We start from the raw sequence: 16359 nt of genomic DNA on the forward strand, positions 1-16359 counted from the left end.
CCTAGAATACCACCCGTTCTTTGATTTCAGGGGAGACGAGAACTTTGAACAGATTCGGATTCGTACGCAATTCTTTCAATGCGTCTTCCAGCTCTTCTAGCGGAACGACCATAGAGATCATCGGCTTCGGATCGATCCTGTGGTATTCCAGCAAGCGGATCGCATCGCCCCAGTCGTTGCCGATTCCCGCGCATGAACCGCTGACTTTCTTCTCTCCCAAAACGAAATCATAAGGCGCAAGCTGCATCATATCGTCTGTGGCACATACGCCAAACGCCTCCAGCTTGCCGCCCCTGCGCAGCATCGCAAATGCCTGTTCATATGTGCTGTGGTGTCCTACCGCTTCGATCGCATAATCCGCTCCAACACCACCCGTAAGCTTCTTCACTTCCGCAATTGGGTCGTCCACTTCCTTGATATTGATTGTATAATCAATGCCCATTTCCTTTGCCATATTAAGGCGCAGTTCACTGTCGCCTACCAGAATAACCGGTGCGCAGCCACGCAACTTTGCGAGAAGGGCATGTACGACACCAAGTCCGCAGCCAATCACAACGCAGGACGAAGCAATTTTTGCATCCATCTTTTTGCTTGCCTGAAGCGTCGCTGTAAGAGGTTCTACAAAAGCTGCCGTATAATCATCCATGCTGTCCGGGATATGGTAAATGTTCTTCCAAGGCGCTTTTACATATTCAGCAAATCCTCCGTCTGTATGGATGCCGAGCTGTGTAAAGGATTCACACAAGAGCCCGTCGCCACGGCGGCAGCAATAGCATGTTCCGCAGGTAAGGCAGATATCTACCGCAACACGATCTCCTTTTTTGATTCCCTTTGCGTTTTTTCCAACTTCATCGATTACGCCGAAAATCTCATGTCCCGTAATCAACGGCAACTGATCAGCCGCATATTTTCCCGTATAAATGCTCCAGTCAGAACCGCAAATTCCACAGTATTTTACCTTAATCAATACTTCATCATCATTAATTTCCGGAACCGGTACTTCCTTGAATACCATATTGTTCGGAGATTCTACAACCTGTGCTTTCATCATTCTTGCCATTTTATTTTTCCTCCTGTTTCAACTTTTATTTCTCGCAGGGATTGTTGAAGATTTTGTCGCGCCTTCCCTCATAAGGCGCCTTGATTATAAGCGGCTTTAAGAACGCCGATACCTTCTCCACTCCGTCTCCTACGCTCATCGTTACGTCTTCGTGCTCATAACTCAATACGTAATCATATCCTACCATCGACAGCTCCGTAATCACTTTCTTCCACGGCACGCTCCCCCAGCCCGGTATCCGGAACCGGAACGTCCGGTCCAGCCTCTGCCAGTCTCCCTGCATCAGGATTCCTCCATACTGGATATTGTGCTCTACTATCTCTCCGTCCTTTGCATGCACGTGGAAAATCCTTTCCCCAAGCTCGTCTACAAAGTTTTCTATCCTCAATCCCAAATATATCAGGTTCGCCGGATCCATATTGAATCCCAGGCACGGATGTCCGTCCACCAGCTCGATCGCCCTCTTGGCCGTATGAATATCATAGATGAAGTTGTTCGGATGCGGCTCTACCGCGAACTTCACTCCGTATTCCTTGAACTTGTCCAGGATCGGCGTGAAATACTTCACGAAATCACGCTCCATCATTTCCCATCCCTGTGGGCATGGAAACGGGAAATACCTTCCCCAGTTCGTCACTCCCGTAAAACCGTTTACCACCGGCACTCCCAGCGCGTTCGCCGCCTGCGCCGTCTTTATAAGGCTCTCCGTTCCGTATTTGATCTTTTCTTCCTTTGTTCCTTTATACAGCCCGTCTGTATCTTCACCCCACGGCCCCAGGATCAGCAGCGAATCCGCATGGTTCGACAGCGCCGAGATCGTGATCCCATAGCCTGACAGCATCTTTTTCAGTTCTTCTGCGTTATTCCCCTTCAGAATCTCGTCACAGTCGAACTGCCCGTTCCCTATATACGCCGGTATCTCCATCATCTCATACCCATGTCTGCTCATGATCTTCGCCACTTCTTCCAGGCTCAGATGCGCATAGTTTGCCGCAAAGAATCCTAACTTCATTTCCTTACCTCCATTCGTTTTATATTATTTATCTTTCCATCAAATCATTTCATCCATATTGCATTTTTGAAAATGTTGTTTTTAGTTGTTTTCTGTTTGTTTATGTCTTTATGATATACCAAAATGCAATTTAAGTCAACAAAAATAGCAGAAATAGGATAGATTTTTTTGATAGAATGTCCGGACATTTTTCGTATTTGAATAAATTTTTATTTTCTTTAATCACGTGCTTCCCCCGCGGCGGATTTAATATATTTTCTATCAATTTCCACTGAAATTTCCGAAGCGGTACCCCACATTGTTTTGCTCCTACATAGCCGAAATTGGATTGGTTGCCGCCCAAAGTTTTTTCTATTCTATCAATGCCTGTCTCAATTGTTCCATCCGGTATCTCACATATGATCTGCTCCATAACGCCAACTCTGGTATCTATGTAAAGAAGTCCATCAATCCAGATGCCTGACCACTGGTATCAAATCCGGCTTCTTGCATCTGCTCTGTCTAGGTATTTTCAACGAGTCTCCAGTCGGTCACATCAATCTGGGCCGGATAAGTCTCCCGGATCTCCCCGGTATAGAAAAGGATAACCTTGTCTCCCTGCTCGGCTCCGATCTCGGCCAGCTCCCCCATGCTAAACAAAAACAGATCGCTGGAATTTCTAACCGTTTCTTCAGGATCAGGTTCTGCCAGGATGCTGTCTCCGCTTATTTCAACAATCTTTGCGGTAAAGTGTTCGCTGCCTGCCTGTTTTCCGCAGCCCGCTGCAACAGCAGCCAGGCAAAACAAAACACAAACTATATGGATTGGTTTTTTCAAAATTCCATCCTCCGCTCTTTAATATAACAAAGGCTGCGAATCCCTTACTTATGTTTCGCAGCCGATGTTATACTTTTTAAAAAATTCAATGCTTATTTACGTGCTTCTTTTACTGCGGCAACCATTTCCTTTGCAATTCGTGTGATGGACTCGTAATCGCCTGTCTTGGCACCCGCTGTAAGGTCTCCGCCTGCGCCAACTGCAACCGCGCCGGCTGCAATCCATTCACCGGCATTGGCGGCATTCACACCGCCCGTAGGCATAATGCGCACCTGCGGCAGCGGCCCTTTGATATTCTTGATCATCTTCGGGCCCGCAAGATTTCCCGGGAACAGTTTAACAATGTCTGCACCCGCTTCCATACAGTCAACAGTTTCCTTGATCGTCATTGCACCCGGCATGCAAGCAACCTGATAGCGCAGGCACATCTTCACCGTGTCTACATTCAGGCATGGCGCTACTACAAACTGCGCCCCTGCAAGGATCGCCGCACGCGCCGTTTCCGGATCAAGCACCGTACCTGCTCCGATCAATACATCCTTTGGATCATACCGCTTTGCCAACGCTTTGATGATATCTGCAGCGCCCGGTACCGTGAACGTTACTTCGATGCCGATAATTCCGCCCGCGATACAAGCGTCGATGATCTTCATTACTTCTTCTTCATTGTTGCCGCGTACAACCGCTACAACACCACATTCTTCCAGTCTTCTCAAAACTTCTAATTTTTCCATAATATCACCTGTTTTATTTGTTTAAGACATACGGGCAATCTTCGCCCGAAAGAACCGCGATCACATTATCAACCGCCATGCTGCCCATTCCACTCACCGCTTCTGCCGTATGTGCTCCTGTGTGGGGTGTAAAGATTACATTATCCAACCCTTTCAACGGCGAATCGATCAACGGTTCCTGTTCAAAAGCATCGAGACCAAGCCCGCCGAGTTTTCCATTCTTCACGGCATCCGCCGCCGCCTGTTCGTCAATAATTCCCCCCCGCGCCGTATTGATAATAATCGCTCCATCTTTCATTTCAGCGATTTTGGACGCATCAATCATATGACGGGTTGAATCATTAAGCGGCACGTGCAAAGAAATAAAGTCGGATGTTGTAAGTACTTCGTCAAGACTCAACTTCCCAATTCCATATTCTTTTGCAAAAGCCTCGTCAAAATACGGATCATATGCATTTACTGTCATCCCAAACGCCTTTGCCCGCGTTGCAAGATTTTTTCCGATTGCACCCATTCCCACAATGCCAAGGGTTTTTCCACGAAGTTCAACGCCCTGGCTGCGCGGCCATTCGCCTTTTTCCACCGCCGCATGCAACTTCGGAACATTTCTTGCCGCACATAGCATTAATGTGAAGGCAAGTTCGCACACAGCCACTGAATTCGTGCCCGGCGTGTTGGTCACTTTGATCCCCTTAGCTGTCGCCGCTGGCATATCCACACGGTCTACTCCCGCTCCATAACGGGAAATCACCTTCAAAGAGGCCGGCGCTTTTTCCAGGACGTCTGCTGTGATGTAGTCAAGTCCTGCCACATAGCCGTCAACCCCGTCAAGACGCTCCAGAATCTCTTCCGCTTGCAGCGGGCGTCCAAGATCGTTATACACAACTTCATCTGCAAATGCTTCCAGCTTCGCTTTCGCCGCGGCGTTTTCCGGCTTCAAAAAAGAAGTTGGCGTCACAAGGATCTTCATGCTCATTCCCCCCACTTAGGATTCGGCACCGCTACTGCTTTGCCGCCTTTTTCCACAACGAGGTTCCTGTATCCCTTCGTTTCGATTGTGCCATAGTCGTGTCCCGCATCTCCACGGAATACAAAAAACGTTACCAGCGGCGTGTCACCAATATTAATACTTCTGTGCGCATAACGTTTGGGAACATAAACAGCCTCGCCGGCTTTCATCTCCTGCAACGACCAGTCACCTTCCGGGCTTTCAAGCAGCATATAGCCGTGCCCGCTCAGGCAATAATATACTTCTCCGGTATCGAGGATCGTATGGAAGTGGCCCTTTGTCATAAAATATTCGTCGCCAACTTTGCCCGGATATGTAATGCTTGTACCAAATGCCAGATCTCCGGGAAGTTCCGGTGCGCCCATTTCGTAGAATTCATATACCAGCGGATCATCGCCGCCTTCCAGCATTTTATCAAATGCTGCATCGTCCGCATACATCCCCTTCATCTGGGAAAGATAACGTTTTGTACTTTCCGCCGTTTTGGAGAGACCATTTACCAGATCAAAATCGCACGTGAAACCACGTACCCAATCAAACTTTTCCGCATTACCCATTTTATTAACCTCCAAATATCAGTGCCCTATCGGTTCACTGGAGAAAACCATCGTATGCTTCCTGTGTATCAAATAGTCAGGTTTCAAAGAAGCAAGTTCCCGCCGCCTGCAAAGACAGCGGAAACCGTTTCCTGTCCTTTTATCTTTGGTTGAATTTTGCAGCGATCTTGTCGAGTTCATCCAGAACTGCGCCCTCAATCGGAATATCGAAGACTTCGGAAATTACTTGCGTCCAACCATAAATGAAGTATTTCCATCCATCTTCTACATGCAGATTCTTTTCCTTTTCCTGCGCTTCCGCTTGATGCATAAACAGAAGGTCGCCGCGGTAGTTAATCTCCCATACGAGGCCATCCTGCGGGAATTGTGCCGCATCTGTAAGCGGGCTGCCCGGGCGGTCTTTTCCAAGGCCGGTCGCATTGATAATCAGGGAACCCTTGCTCATTTCTTCCATGACCTTATCGTTTTGGCCCGGTTCAGGCGTCAGATAGTAAGAACATTTAACACTGCCCGGATTGAGCGTTTTATTAATTGCTTCAATTTCATCCAACCGCGGCTTAGAGCGGTTCCCAATTACGATTTCCGCCGGATAATTCCCTTCAAATTCAGGCCGCATGAAGTAAGAGCACATGGAAATTGCGCTACCGCCCGCGCCCATAATAAACACGCCGGCTTCCGGATGGTCTTTCCAGTAGTTTTTAGGAACAAATTCTTCCAGAGCAAGACCGCTTGAAATCGGATCTTTCGCATGTCCGCACAGTTTGTCCCCTCTCTTGGAGATAGAAGACAGCTCGCCAAATTTCTGCGCATATGGATCAAGATATTCAAACATATCCTTTGTCGCATTGTAAAGGTCAATTTTATGTGTCGTTACAAGCGCGCCATAAGAAAGCGGATCGTTTTTAATGAACTCAACGACCTTTCTATATTTTTCAGGCTCAGCATGGATCTCAATGTCAATCCCTTTCATGACCGTATCCTTAAGTCCGAGAGCCTTTGCCCACTCCGGGAACACCTTCATGATGGAAGACTTCCCTGTAGTCACCCCAATGAAGTACATTGTCGGCTGCGTTGCAGGTTCAAAATTAAACATTTTCTTACACACTCCTTTTTTCTTATTCCTTACTTATTTTCAATGCCTGCTGCGGATTGGCAACAAGCATCTTTTGCATCATTTGTTTTCCTACGCCGCGTTCTTCCATAAACGGAATAAACGTTTTCAAGATAAAATCAAGTCCCATATCTTCTGCGCCATAGCTACGCAGACGCGCGTTCGTGGTATCGAGTCCCAAAAGCAATTGGGATTCAAAGCCTTCCCCGAGCATAAATTCAATCAGTTCAGCTTCTTTCACATCATCATGGTATTTTAATCTGTGGATGGTATCGTATTCCATAAAAGCGCCTGTTTGCGCACATTCTTTGTTGTAACCAAAATCATAACGCGCACGGTCCAAATGGCAGAGGATCAGCCGCTCCGGACCAAGACCTTTTTTCACAAAAAAATCCACTACATGCAACGCGTCCGCCTCCTGTTCAATATGAACCATAACGGGGACTCCTGTCGCAAGAGCCGCGTTTGCAGCAGCCTCAAACAGTTTTTCATACGTTGCATCTGCGTGGATTCCATTTTTATCGATTGCTGTTTTGATCTGTCCGGCGCGACAGTCAAGACGTCTTGCACCGTCCTGTTTGGAGGAAAGCATCCCTTCTTCAATTTCTTCAATATAGCGCCGCGTGATTCTATCTGTTGTTTCGTTAAAAAGATAGCTGTCCTCATAATAGAATATTGTTTTATGAAAACCTGTAGACGCAACGATCTGGATGCCGCTCGCTTTAGAAGCTTTTTCAAGCAACTCCGCCATACGTCCTCCGAGCACGGGCTGAGCATCGACTATCGCCCCTCCCCCCGCGGCGCGATAGTCCTTTAGCTCTGTAAGAGATTTTTCGTAGTTATCCATATAGAGTACCGGGGCTACTTCGTAAGATTTATCCATCTCAAGGAAGATATGCTCATGGCATTGGCAATGCCCCAATGTTTCCGGGGAGACATCCCCTGCTACGGTCCTTACAAAATCACTCATATAAATCCGTTCCTTTATCCGAATGTTATTACATTCTTAAGTCCTTTGGCAGCTTTTGCATTATCAAACGCTACCAAAATATCCTTAATATCGTAATGCCCTGTAATAATACTCTTGATATCAATCAAGCCTTCAGACACAAAATCAAGAGTCTGCCTGAACTGGCAAATGCTCGCGCGCGTCGAACCTGTCAGGAACAATTCTTTGTAGTGCACAAGATTTGTGTCAATCGGCACAGGCTGTTTGGATGCAGGGATTCCGCCAAAGAAATTAACGCGGCCGCCATAGTTCATCAGCGGAAGCATTGCAGCCTGAACCGCCGGTACCGGACAAGCCGTAATCGCTACATCAAGGCCTTTACCACGCGTCTGTTCTTTGACGAAACCGGGAAGGTCATCGCCACTGTAAGTAACAATTCCCGGAATAATTTTTTCGCATTCCGCAAGGCGTTCTGCCGACAAGTCGTTCATCATAACCTTTGCCGCACCTGCCATCTTGGCAAGCATCGCATGCATAATGCCAATTGGACCCGCACCTACGACAAGCACATATTCCCCCGGCTTGATATTGCATTTCAAAGAGCCATTATATGCGCAGGAAAGCGGTTCGTTAACCGCAGCTTCCTCAGCGGTCACGCCCTCCGGCATCACCATGAGATTGCCGTAAACAATCGCTTCCTTCGGAACTCTTACATATTCGGCAAACGCACCGTCCATATTAATTCCGAACGCTCTATAATTATCGCACAAATGTGGCTGTCCTGCAACACATCTGTCGCAAATTCCACAGCCCATATTGGGTGCAAGCGCCACTTTCATACCTTTTTCATAGAATTTCACATTTTTTCCGACCTCAACAATCGTTCCTCCGAATTCATGTCCGAGTACGCGCGGATGTTCTTCATCTACTCCCGTATATCCGTTCTGCCACATCCGGACGTCTGTTCCGCATACGGCAGCCGCGTCAACTTTCAGCAGAATTTCATCTTCGTTAATCGTAGGAACCGGGATATCATCCAAGCGAATGTCGTTCGGTCCGTATAATCTCAATGCTAACATAGTTTTCCTCCTTAAAGCTCGATAATGCGTTTTTCCGCAATCGACTGGTTCCCGATTTCTACAATCTTCACCGCCATTTTCCCGTCATGTCCCGTCACCTTCGGATCCGTATCGTTTAAAATGCACTCCGCAAACCCGATGTCTTCCGCCAGATATGCGTCCTTGAAGAGGGTCATCCAGCTATTGATATAGGGAGTGGAAATCCCGCTTTGCGGAGCCGCAACTGTATAATTGCTCCCGTTTTCTTTTCCAATATGGATCACGCCTTTCGTGCCCACAACCTCAACCTTGGCGTCATATCCATATTGCACATAGGCTGCGCCATCGATAGAATACTGAATTCCATTCTCAAATACTCCCGTCATGACAACGCTATCATAATAATCCGGATATTCCTCCGCAACTTCACGGTTCCGGTAATTGCCCGCAATTGCATAAACCGATTTCATTTCGCTGCCAGCAAGCCACCGCACGCAATCAATATCGTGGCTGTTGAGTTCTGCAAGAACGCCATTGCTCTTCTTGATATCATACATCCACGGACGCGGTTTGCTGGGACCGCGTGTATTGGAGCGAATCAGTACCACATCACCGATAACTCCGGAATCGATCACTTCCTTTGCCTGGATAAAGCTTGCGTCATGCCGCCTCATAAAGCCAATTTGCAGTTTTACATTGTTTTCTTTTGCAGCGGCTTCCATTTCTTCACATTCCTGTGAATTCATTGCCATTGGCTTTTCGCAGAAAATATGTTTTCCCGCCCTTGCGCAATCAATCACGATATCTTTGTGCAGATTGGTGGGCGAAACCACAACCACGGCGTCGATCTCATCGTCTTTCAGCACTTCTTTATAGTCCGTATAATATTTTGTGATTTCCAGTTCTTTTGCAGCAGCTTTTGCCGCATCTTCCACAACATCGACGACTGCCGCCATATATGCGCCGTTCACCTTGTTCTTAAAGTTATTTGCATGAATCATGCCCGCACGTCCAGCCCCAATCAGGCAAACCCCAATTCTGCCGTTTTTCATAATTTTCCTCCTCCGGAACGCCTAAAATCTAATCTGAAATTTTGAGTTTTTCATTACTATTATTATACTGAATTTATTATCGTTTTGCAATAGTTTATTGTCATTTATTTTCGCTTATGGTGATAATCGTTTCGTTTCACCTATATTTTAGCAATTTCAACGGTCATATCTTTGCGCTCCAGAAGTTCGACATACTCCCGGTCAACATTATCATCCGTAATGACCAAATCAATATCTTCCAAGTTCGCAAATTTCACAAAAGTTGACGTATCAAATTTTGTACTATCTACAAGCAGGATCACTTCATCACCAAGGGAAACCAATTTCTCTTTAACATGCGCCGTATCGATATTCGGCGTTGAAATTCCACGCTTCACGCTTATTCCGTTTGCCGCCAGAAAAGTTTTGTCTACATTGAGGTCGGACAGTGTATCGATTGCTTTTTGCCCGGCTGTGCAGTGAAAGTTGCGCCGTACAGCACCGCCTGCCATAATAATATTCGCTTTCCCGTTGCGTTCGAGAAATGCCGCGATTTGCAGGTCGTTTGTTACAACCGTCAGGTTTTCATATGTTACCAGCAGTTTCGCAAGCTCAAAGGTCGTCGTCCCCGTGTCAAGCGCAATGGTATCTCCCTCATGTACATATTGTGTTGCATGTTTTGCGATCGCCTTTTTTTCATTGACATGCTCAACTTCTTTCTGGTAGGCATTCGGCTCGTAATTGGCTTTGATATTGCTGATTGCCCCGCCATGTGTGCGTTTCAGCAGTCCCGCCTCCTCAAGTTCACGTAAATCATTTCTGATCGTTGCGGGGGAAACGGAAAATTTCTCACATAAATTATTTACTGTCGTCTTGATATTCTTATTTACCAGATCGACAATCATGTGCTTGCGTTCTTCTGCAAACATGCCGTCTTCACCATTTTTGTTCAATGTTCCGTCCTCCGTTTCCTCTCTATCCCTCGATTTCATAAACATCGCTCCGGTAGATTGGCTCAAGCGCGCTGATTATATTCAAATATTGTTCCGCAAATTTTTGATATTTTTCATGGTTCTTCATATTCGGTTGGAAAGCGGCCCCTTCTTTTCCAAGGTTTTTCATTGGTTCCCTGTAATCGGCAAATACGCCCGCCCCACATCCGGCAATGATCGCGCTTCCTGCAAGCGCCGTCTCTCCTTGTTCGTATGCAACAACGGGAATTCCCAGTACATCTGCCTTGATCTGATTAAAAAGCGGACTCTTGGAACCGCCGCCGGTCGTATACAGCTTTTCAAACCGGGTGCTCTTGTGTTCTTTTTTCAAGATATTGAAATAATACGCATATTCATAAGCAATTCCTTCCATCACTGCCCGGTACATATGGCCCCTGCCATGTTTCCAGTCGAGCCCGATAAAGCTTCCCTTCACATAAGGATTGTTCGGCAAAACCCGGCCGCTGAAATGGGGCACAAATAAAATCCCTTCACTTCCAGCAGGAAGGTCTTTCGCTTCCGCCATCAACTCATCATAGGAGGCGGCGGGTTTCCCGGTAAATTCATCACGGAACCAGCGCACACACAGCCCGCCTCCGTTAATATATGCAAGAGGATGCCACAGCCCCTCAACCGGCGACGGCATCTGCACCAGGGTCTCGAATTCCGTATCTGGATGATATTCATCCGATGCGCAGCAAAGAACAGAAGCTGTTCCCGCTGTATCCATCAGCATGCCCGCCTCTATGATTCCCGAGCCGAATGCCCCTGCGGCGGTATCGCCTGCTCCGACCACAACCGGAATTCCTTCAATCAGCCCGCTTTGTTTCGCAAATTCAGCCGTGGTCTTTCCGACAACTTCGAAAGAAGAAGCAATACGTGCCATCTTTTCTTTCGCTACGCCAAACAAATCAAGCAGTTCATCCGACCATTCCTTTTTCAGGTTATCTCCAAAATTAGAAAAATGAATACATGTATGTGTGAATGTCGCTTCTTCCCCTTTCAGACCGCATATTTTCCCTACTACATACCCGCTCGGGAGAACAAATTTTGCCGTTTTCGCATAAGCTTCCGGCTGCTCATTTTTCCACCATAATATTTTCGGGCCGTGCGTATAAGAGGCTGGCCCGCCACAGATTTCGATAATTCTCTTCCCAGCCTTTTGCTGCATTTCATGCATATATTTTCCGCAACGCATATCAAGCCACGAGTCGTAATATGTAGATGCTTCCCCGTCTGCATCTACTCCCATAATCCCGGCTGATTGGCTGTCAATTCCGATAGAGCATACATCGGAAGGGGAAATTTGTGATTTATCCATCACTTCTTTTATTGTACGGACGCAAGAACCGTAAATCTCGTCAGCCTCCTGCCACACTACCCCTGGTTTTGGGCTAATCAAGTTAGATATCTCAAATGCATCCGCAACCATATTCATATTCGTATCGAATAGAATGCACTTTGTTCCCTGTGTCCCGATATCCAAAGAAATAATATACTGCATAATTGTTCCCCCTATTTCATTTTCACATGTAAAAAATAATATTTTTATTTGTAATTGTTTATTGTTATTTGTTATCATTATAATGCTTTTAAGAAACGGTGTCAATAAGTAAGGGGGCTTCCCATATAACAAAATACAGTTTAGATACTTTACCAGATTGGATCTTTGCCATGACTGCCTGCCCTGACTGCTTATATCATAAATAAATGCTTTGCAATTTCCATCCGGTAAAAAAACAGGAGACTGCCTGCCTTCGCCGCAAACAGCCTCCTGTTTAAAAATATTTGATATATTTCAGTCTTTTTTCTTATGCTGCAGCAGAACCGCACCAATGATGATCGCGCCCTTTACTGCGTTAACCAGATATACGTTCATGCCGACAATCGTTAGGATATTGTTTATAACGCCCAAGATAATAACACCGAACAGAACGCCGATCATATGTCCCTTGCCGCCTTCCATTGCAATACCGCCAACAACCGCCATAGCGATTGCATTCAGTTCATAGCCATTGCCAGAAGATGCGGAGTTAATGGAGTTCATTCTCGAAGCTTCAATGATCGTTGCAATTGCAACCGTAAGGCCCATCAGTACAAACGCCATGATCTTTACTTTATCCGTATCAATACCAGACAGCCTGGTCGCCTGTTCGTTGGAACCAACAGCATAGATTCTCCGTCCGAGTACCGTATACTTGGAGATATAGAAACAGATAAAGAATACAACCGCAAAATAAATCAACGGCAGTGGGAATACTCCCCCGATTTCGTAGTTTGAAATCTGCTGGAATGCATCTACCTCGCCGGAAATTCCGCGTGCGTCCAGAATGAAAATCGCCAACGAACGGTAAATGTACTGCATACCTAATGTAACAATGAAGGAGGGAACACGTCCCTTCGTTATGATAGCGCCTACACCTGCCGACAATGCACAACTGAACAATACCGCCACAATCAGCGCGATAACGATATTTCCCGTCGCATTCAGTACAGACAGAAGGACAATACCAACAACAACGAGCTGAGTACCAACCGACAAGTCGATATTTCCCGTGATAATAACAAACGCCATACCAAAGGCAATAATCCCAAGCACCGTATTGTTACGGAATATGTTGATAAAGTTTTGCCCGTTCATAAATGTCGAACCGCCCAGAATCGTAGCAACGATGATCAGTCCAACAGCTACCAGAATAATAGAATATTCTCTGACAAATTTATGCCACCCAGTATTCTTTTTTAACTCTTTTACTTCTTCAGACATTATTTTGCCCCCTCTCAATCTAATACACCGCCGGTAGAGAGTATCATAATAGCTTCTTCGGAGAGTTCGCTGCGTTGCAGTTCCCCTTTGAGTACGCCATGATACATAACCAATACACGGTCGCAAATTTTTAAGATTTCCTGCGCTTCCCCTGAAGTAACAATGATTCCCATACCGGCCTTTGCAAGTTCCATAATAATTCCATAAATCTCATTCTTAGCGCCGACGTCAACACCCTGAGTCGGGTTTGACAGGATCATAATATCAGGATTCGCGGTTAACCATTTTGCAAGTACTACTTTCTGCTGATTTCCGCCGGAAAGGCTCGTAATCAGATTGGCAAGGTTGTCTACCTTTATATTTAATTTTTCCTTATATTCCAAGGCAACTTTATTTTCCTTGGCACGTGAAAGGGACAACCCGTTTTTATACTGATCCAACGTAACAATCGTCATATTCTGCATAACCGTCAGATCTTTTATGATTGCATTTTCTTTCCGGTTAGAAGGAAGCATTCCAATGCCTGCTTTTTTTGCCTTGGCAGGATGGTTATACTTTACAACTTTCCCATTTTTCTCAATTGTTCCGCTGTTAAAAGGCATATCGCCGAACAAACCGCGTACCAACTCGTCTTTGCCATCCCCGAGCAAACCGGTAATGCCGAGGATCTCTCCCGCATGCAGATCGAAACTTACATGTTCAACGTGTCTATCGATGCATAAATCGTCCGCCTTCAAAATGACTTCTCCGATTTCATGAGGTTTATATACCTCTACATCCATGACACTTTTACCAACCATCATTCTGGCGATATCGGCTTGCTTTACAAGCTCTCCATTTTCATCCTTGATCGGGTGGGTTCCTACCATTTCGCCATTGCGCAATACGGTATAGTAATCGCAGAACTCTACAACTTCCCCCAGCTTGTGGGAAATAAATATAATGGTAACACCATGTTCTTCGATCAGGTTGCGCATGATCGAAAATACATTTTCCACCTCGGGCTGCGTCAGTGACGTCGTAGGCTCGTCCATGATAATAAGCTTGGCGTCCATCAAAATCGACTTCGCGATCTCTACGATCTGCTTATAGGAAGCCTGCAAATCGCCCATCATAGCGCGCGGATTTATATCAACGTGCATACGCTCGAAAACTTCTCTCGTTTTCTCAATCATCGTACCCGCATCCATTGCTCCGCTTTTTTTACGCAATTCATGTCCCAGGAACATATTCTCATATACGAACAAATCATTCACTACGTTTAATTCCTGATGAATAAACGCAACCCTGTTTTTCTGGGCCTCGGCTGGGCTGTTGATCTTTACCTGGTTCCCGAATAGTTCGATGTTCCCGCTGTCCATGGAAATGACTCCGCCCAAGATATTCATCAGTGTTGTTTTTCCGGCACCATTCTCGCCAAGCAGCGCATGGATTTTCCCTGTTTCAACATTGAAATCGACACCCTTAAGCACAGGAACGCCGCCGAAACCTTTATGGATATCATTCATTTTCAGTGCATATTCCATTTACGCATGTCTCCTCGCTTATGGTCTGGCAATTCTCTCTCATCACTGCCAGCTACAAAAGTTCTCTTGAAATAATCCAACGGGGTCCTAGGGCCCCGTTGGATATTTCTTCATAGTCAATTCTCTTTACAAAGCCAGGGCTTAGTAAGGAGCTTCCTCTGTGATGTTGTTCTCCGTCAGATACTGTTCAACGTTCTCACGGTCAACATTCGACGTCGGAATGATGAGTTCTTTCTCTACTTCCTTACCAGCAATCAGGTCAGCAGCAACCTGTACTGCATCAGCCATCATGTAAGGAGCATATGTCTGAGAAGAAACCCAGATGTCCGGATAATCATCAAACAGGTCGAAGTAGGTCTTCGCACCACCACCGCCGGTGATTACTTTGATGTCCGTACGGCCAGCTTCTTTAATTGCCTGAAGGATACCCTGGGACATTTCGTCATCGGAAGAATAGATCGCATCGATTTCCGGGTTCGCCGTGAGCACGTCGGACATAACTGTCAGAACCGTTTCGGGAGCGCCGTTATCGGAAGCATATTCGCCAATGATTTCGAGTTCCGGATGCTCGGCAGCAACGGATTTGAAGCCATCAACACGTTCCGTGAAAATCTCGCCATAGGACGGGATGTTCATGATAACAACCTTGCCGCCTTCCGGGCCAAGTTTGTCAACGATGTACTCGCCGCCCGCAACGCCCATGCCGGTGTTGTCGCCAGCTACATAGTAGTCAGGCTCTACGTCACCCAGCGTACGGTCGAAGTCGATCAGCGTAATGCCAGCGTCAAGAACTTTCTGAGCAGCAACTGCCAGTTCGTCATTCTCCGGCATCATTACGATGTACTCGCAACCCATCTGGATCAGTTCGTCGATCTTGTTCGCCTGATCGTTTACGCTGTCAGATGCAACCAGCACATAGTTGAGACCGAGCTCTTCAGCTTTCTGCTTTGCAGACCACTGAACCGCTGCAACCCAACCCGTCGGGTTGTTCGGAACCGAGATACCTACGAGCGGGCCATCGCCGCTTGCAGCCGGTTCAGACGCTTCCGCGGATGCTTCAGTAGAAGCTTCTGCAGATGCTTCCGTGGATGCTTCAGTAGAAGCTTCCGTGGACGGTGTTTCCGCCGGTGCTGCGCAGCCAACGAACATAGCAACTGCTACGATAACGCAGACCACAAGAACCAAAGACTTTTTCATGTTTTGTTTCCTCCTACTTAGTTCTTAGAATATCTCAAACGGCTTATGCCATATTGAGCAAGAAATGCCGGGGCAATTCATAACTACCCTGTTAAACTGTATTATACTTCACAAACATATAATTTTCAACATTTATTTTGTATTTGTTATTAAATTTTTGTCGTTTTCTCTCTTTTTCCAAAAACCTTTGCTATCATATATTGTTATTTGATACCATTTCGTTATTTTTCTGTAAAAACTCACAAAAAAACCAGGATTTTCCGTAGCATAACCGCAACACTACTGCTATTTGCGCCACATACCCCAAACCCTGATATTCCTTCTTTTTGCTCTCTAAATATAATCAGTTTTTTTAAATTTGTCAATACCAAATCCGCGGATGGAATATGCCGTTTTGGGCGCAATTCTTGTTAATATGGTAAAACCGTCCCCGAAACAGGAACGGTTTTGGTGCCGAAGACCGGGATCGAACCGGTACGGGGGTTAATTCCCGCAGGATTTTAAGTCCTGTGCGTCTGCCAGTTCCGCCACTTCGGCATA

The 16359-nt window shown here is 46.3% G+C and carries 16 protein-coding genes and 1 tRNA gene; all 17 read right to left on the reverse strand.

All coding sequences use genetic code 11. The annotated features are described in order from the left end of the window. Position 1 precedes the first annotated feature (1 nt). Positions 2-1060 (reverse strand): zinc-dependent alcohol dehydrogenase, encoded by a 1059-nt coding sequence (locus H8S18_RS02940; RefSeq protein ID WP_186856798.1) that lies wholly within the window; start codon positions 1058-1060, stop codon positions 2-4. Positions 1061-1085: 25 nt separating this feature from the next. Then, positions 1086-2072 (reverse strand): sugar phosphate isomerase/epimerase family protein, encoded by a 987-nt coding sequence (locus tag H8S18_RS02945; RefSeq protein ID WP_186856799.1) that lies wholly within the window; start codon positions 2070-2072, stop codon positions 1086-1088. Between the two features lie 130 nt (positions 2073-2202). After that, a complete protein-coding gene (locus H8S18_RS02950; protein ID WP_186856800.1) occupies positions 2203-2484 on the reverse strand; it encodes a hypothetical protein in 282 nt (93 codons plus the stop codon). A gap of 89 nt (positions 2485-2573) precedes the next feature. Continuing rightward, positions 2574-2888 carry a hypothetical protein gene (locus H8S18_RS02955; RefSeq protein ID WP_186856801.1) on the reverse strand — a complete coding sequence of 105 codons (315 nt, stop codon included), beginning with the start codon at positions 2886-2888 and terminating at the stop codon, positions 2574-2576. 92 nt (positions 2889-2980) lie between these two features. Next, the gene (locus H8S18_RS02960; protein ID WP_186856802.1) at positions 2981-3622 is read right to left on the reverse strand and encodes a bifunctional 2-keto-4-hydroxyglutarate aldolase/2-keto-3-deoxy-6-phosphogluconate aldolase; all 642 of its coding nucleotides are present in this window, start codon (positions 3620-3622) and stop codon (positions 2981-2983) included. A gap of 13 nt (positions 3623-3635) precedes the next feature. Further along, positions 3636-4592: a phosphoglycerate dehydrogenase gene (locus H8S18_RS02965; RefSeq protein ID WP_186856803.1), complete on the reverse strand. Its 957-nt coding sequence runs from the start codon at positions 4590-4592 to the stop codon at positions 3636-3638. Positions 4593-4594: 2 nt separating this feature from the next. Beyond that, positions 4595-5188, reverse strand: coding sequence for a glucose-6-phosphate isomerase (locus H8S18_RS02970; RefSeq protein ID WP_186856804.1), 594 nt, complete (start codon positions 5186-5188; stop codon positions 4595-4597). Positions 5189-5327: 139 nt separating this feature from the next. Then, a complete protein-coding gene (locus H8S18_RS02975; protein WP_186856805.1) occupies positions 5328-6281 on the reverse strand; it encodes a shikimate dehydrogenase family protein in 954 nt (317 codons plus the stop codon). A 22-nt stretch (positions 6282-6303) separates the two neighbouring features. Then, entirely contained in the window at positions 6304-7269 is a 966-nt protein-coding gene (locus tag H8S18_RS02980; RefSeq protein WP_186856806.1) for a phosphotriesterase family protein, read from the reverse strand. Between the two features lie 14 nt (positions 7270-7283). Next, positions 7284-8327 (reverse strand): alcohol dehydrogenase catalytic domain-containing protein, encoded by a 1044-nt coding sequence (locus H8S18_RS02985; protein WP_186856807.1) that lies wholly within the window; start codon positions 8325-8327, stop codon positions 7284-7286. 11 nt (positions 8328-8338) lie between these two features. Continuing rightward, entirely contained in the window at positions 8339-9358 is a 1020-nt protein-coding gene (locus tag H8S18_RS02990) for a Gfo/Idh/MocA family oxidoreductase (RefSeq protein ID WP_186856808.1), read from the reverse strand. 140 nt (positions 9359-9498) lie between these two features. Continuing rightward, positions 9499-10329 carry a DeoR/GlpR family DNA-binding transcription regulator gene (locus H8S18_RS02995; RefSeq protein WP_243165030.1) on the reverse strand — a complete coding sequence of 277 codons (831 nt, stop codon included), beginning with the start codon at positions 10327-10329 and terminating at the stop codon, positions 9499-9501. Further along, on the reverse strand, positions 10313-11833 hold the full coding sequence (locus H8S18_RS03000; RefSeq protein ID WP_186856809.1) for a xylulokinase: 1521 nt from the start codon (positions 11831-11833) through the stop codon (positions 10313-10315). Before H8S18_RS03000 ends, H8S18_RS02995 begins: the two co-directional genes overlap by 17 nt. A gap of 294 nt (positions 11834-12127) precedes the next feature. Continuing rightward, positions 12128-13096 carry an ABC transporter permease gene (locus tag H8S18_RS03005; protein ID WP_186856810.1) on the reverse strand — a complete coding sequence of 323 codons (969 nt, stop codon included), beginning with the start codon at positions 13094-13096 and terminating at the stop codon, positions 12128-12130. Between the two features lie 14 nt (positions 13097-13110). Then, a complete protein-coding gene (locus tag H8S18_RS03010; protein WP_186856811.1) occupies positions 13111-14622 on the reverse strand; it encodes a sugar ABC transporter ATP-binding protein in 1512 nt (503 codons plus the stop codon). A 141-nt stretch (positions 14623-14763) separates the two neighbouring features. Beyond that, the gene (locus H8S18_RS03015) at positions 14764-15819 is read right to left on the reverse strand and encodes a substrate-binding domain-containing protein (RefSeq protein ID WP_186856812.1); all 1056 of its coding nucleotides are present in this window, start codon (positions 15817-15819) and stop codon (positions 14764-14766) included. Between the two features lie 448 nt (positions 15820-16267). Next, a tRNA-Leu gene (locus H8S18_RS03020) sits at positions 16268-16356 on the reverse strand. Positions 16357-16359: the final 3 nt, after the last annotated feature.

Source organism: Christensenella tenuis, from assembly GCF_014287795.1.
Taxonomy (GTDB): Bacteria; Bacillota; Clostridia; order Christensenellales; family Christensenellaceae; genus Christensenella; species Christensenella tenuis.

What these genes read in the sequence shown, in the direction of transcription:
- H8S18_RS02940 (WP_186856798.1), bottom strand. Translation starts at nt 1,060, where the DNA reads ATGGCAAGAATGATGAAAGCACAGGTTGTAGAATCTCCGAACAATATG.
- H8S18_RS02945 (WP_186856799.1), bottom strand. Translation starts at nt 2,072, where the DNA reads ATGAAGTTAGGATTCTTTGCGGCAAACTATGCGCATCTGAGCCTGGAA.
- H8S18_RS02950 (WP_186856800.1), bottom strand. Translation starts at nt 2,484, where the DNA reads ATGGAGCAGATCATATGTGAGATACCGGATGGAACAATTGAGACAGGC.
- H8S18_RS02960 (WP_186856802.1), bottom strand. Translation starts at nt 3,622, where the DNA reads ATGGAAAAATTAGAAGTTTTGAGAAGACTGGAAGAATGTGGTGTTGTA.
- H8S18_RS02965 (WP_186856803.1), bottom strand. Translation starts at nt 4,592, where the DNA reads ATGAAGATCCTTGTGACGCCAACTTCTTTTTTGAAGCCGGAAAACGCC.
- H8S18_RS02970 (WP_186856804.1), bottom strand. Translation starts at nt 5,188, where the DNA reads ATGGGTAATGCGGAAAAGTTTGATTGGGTACGTGGTTTCACGTGCGAT.
- H8S18_RS02975 (WP_186856805.1), bottom strand. Translation starts at nt 6,281, where the DNA reads ATGTTTAATTTTGAACCTGCAACGCAGCCGACAATGTACTTCATTGGG.
- H8S18_RS02980 (WP_186856806.1), bottom strand. Translation starts at nt 7,269, where the DNA reads ATGAGTGATTTTGTAAGGACCGTAGCAGGGGATGTCTCCCCGGAAACA.
- H8S18_RS02985 (WP_186856807.1), bottom strand. Translation starts at nt 8,327, where the DNA reads ATGTTAGCATTGAGATTATACGGACCGAACGACATTCGCTTGGATGAT.
- H8S18_RS02990 (WP_186856808.1), bottom strand. Translation starts at nt 9,358, where the DNA reads ATGAAAAACGGCAGAATTGGGGTTTGCCTGATTGGGGCTGGACGTGCG.
- H8S18_RS02995 (WP_243165030.1), bottom strand. Translation starts at nt 10,329, where the DNA reads ATGAAATCGAGGGATAGAGAGGAAACGGAGGACGGAACATTGAACAAA.
- H8S18_RS03000 (WP_186856809.1), bottom strand. Translation starts at nt 11,833, where the DNA reads ATGCAGTATATTATTTCTTTGGATATCGGGACACAGGGAACAAAGTGC.
- H8S18_RS03005 (WP_186856810.1), bottom strand. Translation starts at nt 13,096, where the DNA reads ATGTCTGAAGAAGTAAAAGAGTTAAAAAAGAATACTGGGTGGCATAAA.
- H8S18_RS03010 (WP_186856811.1), bottom strand. Translation starts at nt 14,622, where the DNA reads ATGGAATATGCACTGAAAATGAATGATATCCATAAAGGTTTCGGCGGC.
- H8S18_RS03015 (WP_186856812.1), bottom strand. Translation starts at nt 15,819, where the DNA reads ATGAAAAAGTCTTTGGTTCTTGTGGTCTGCGTTATCGTAGCAGTTGCT.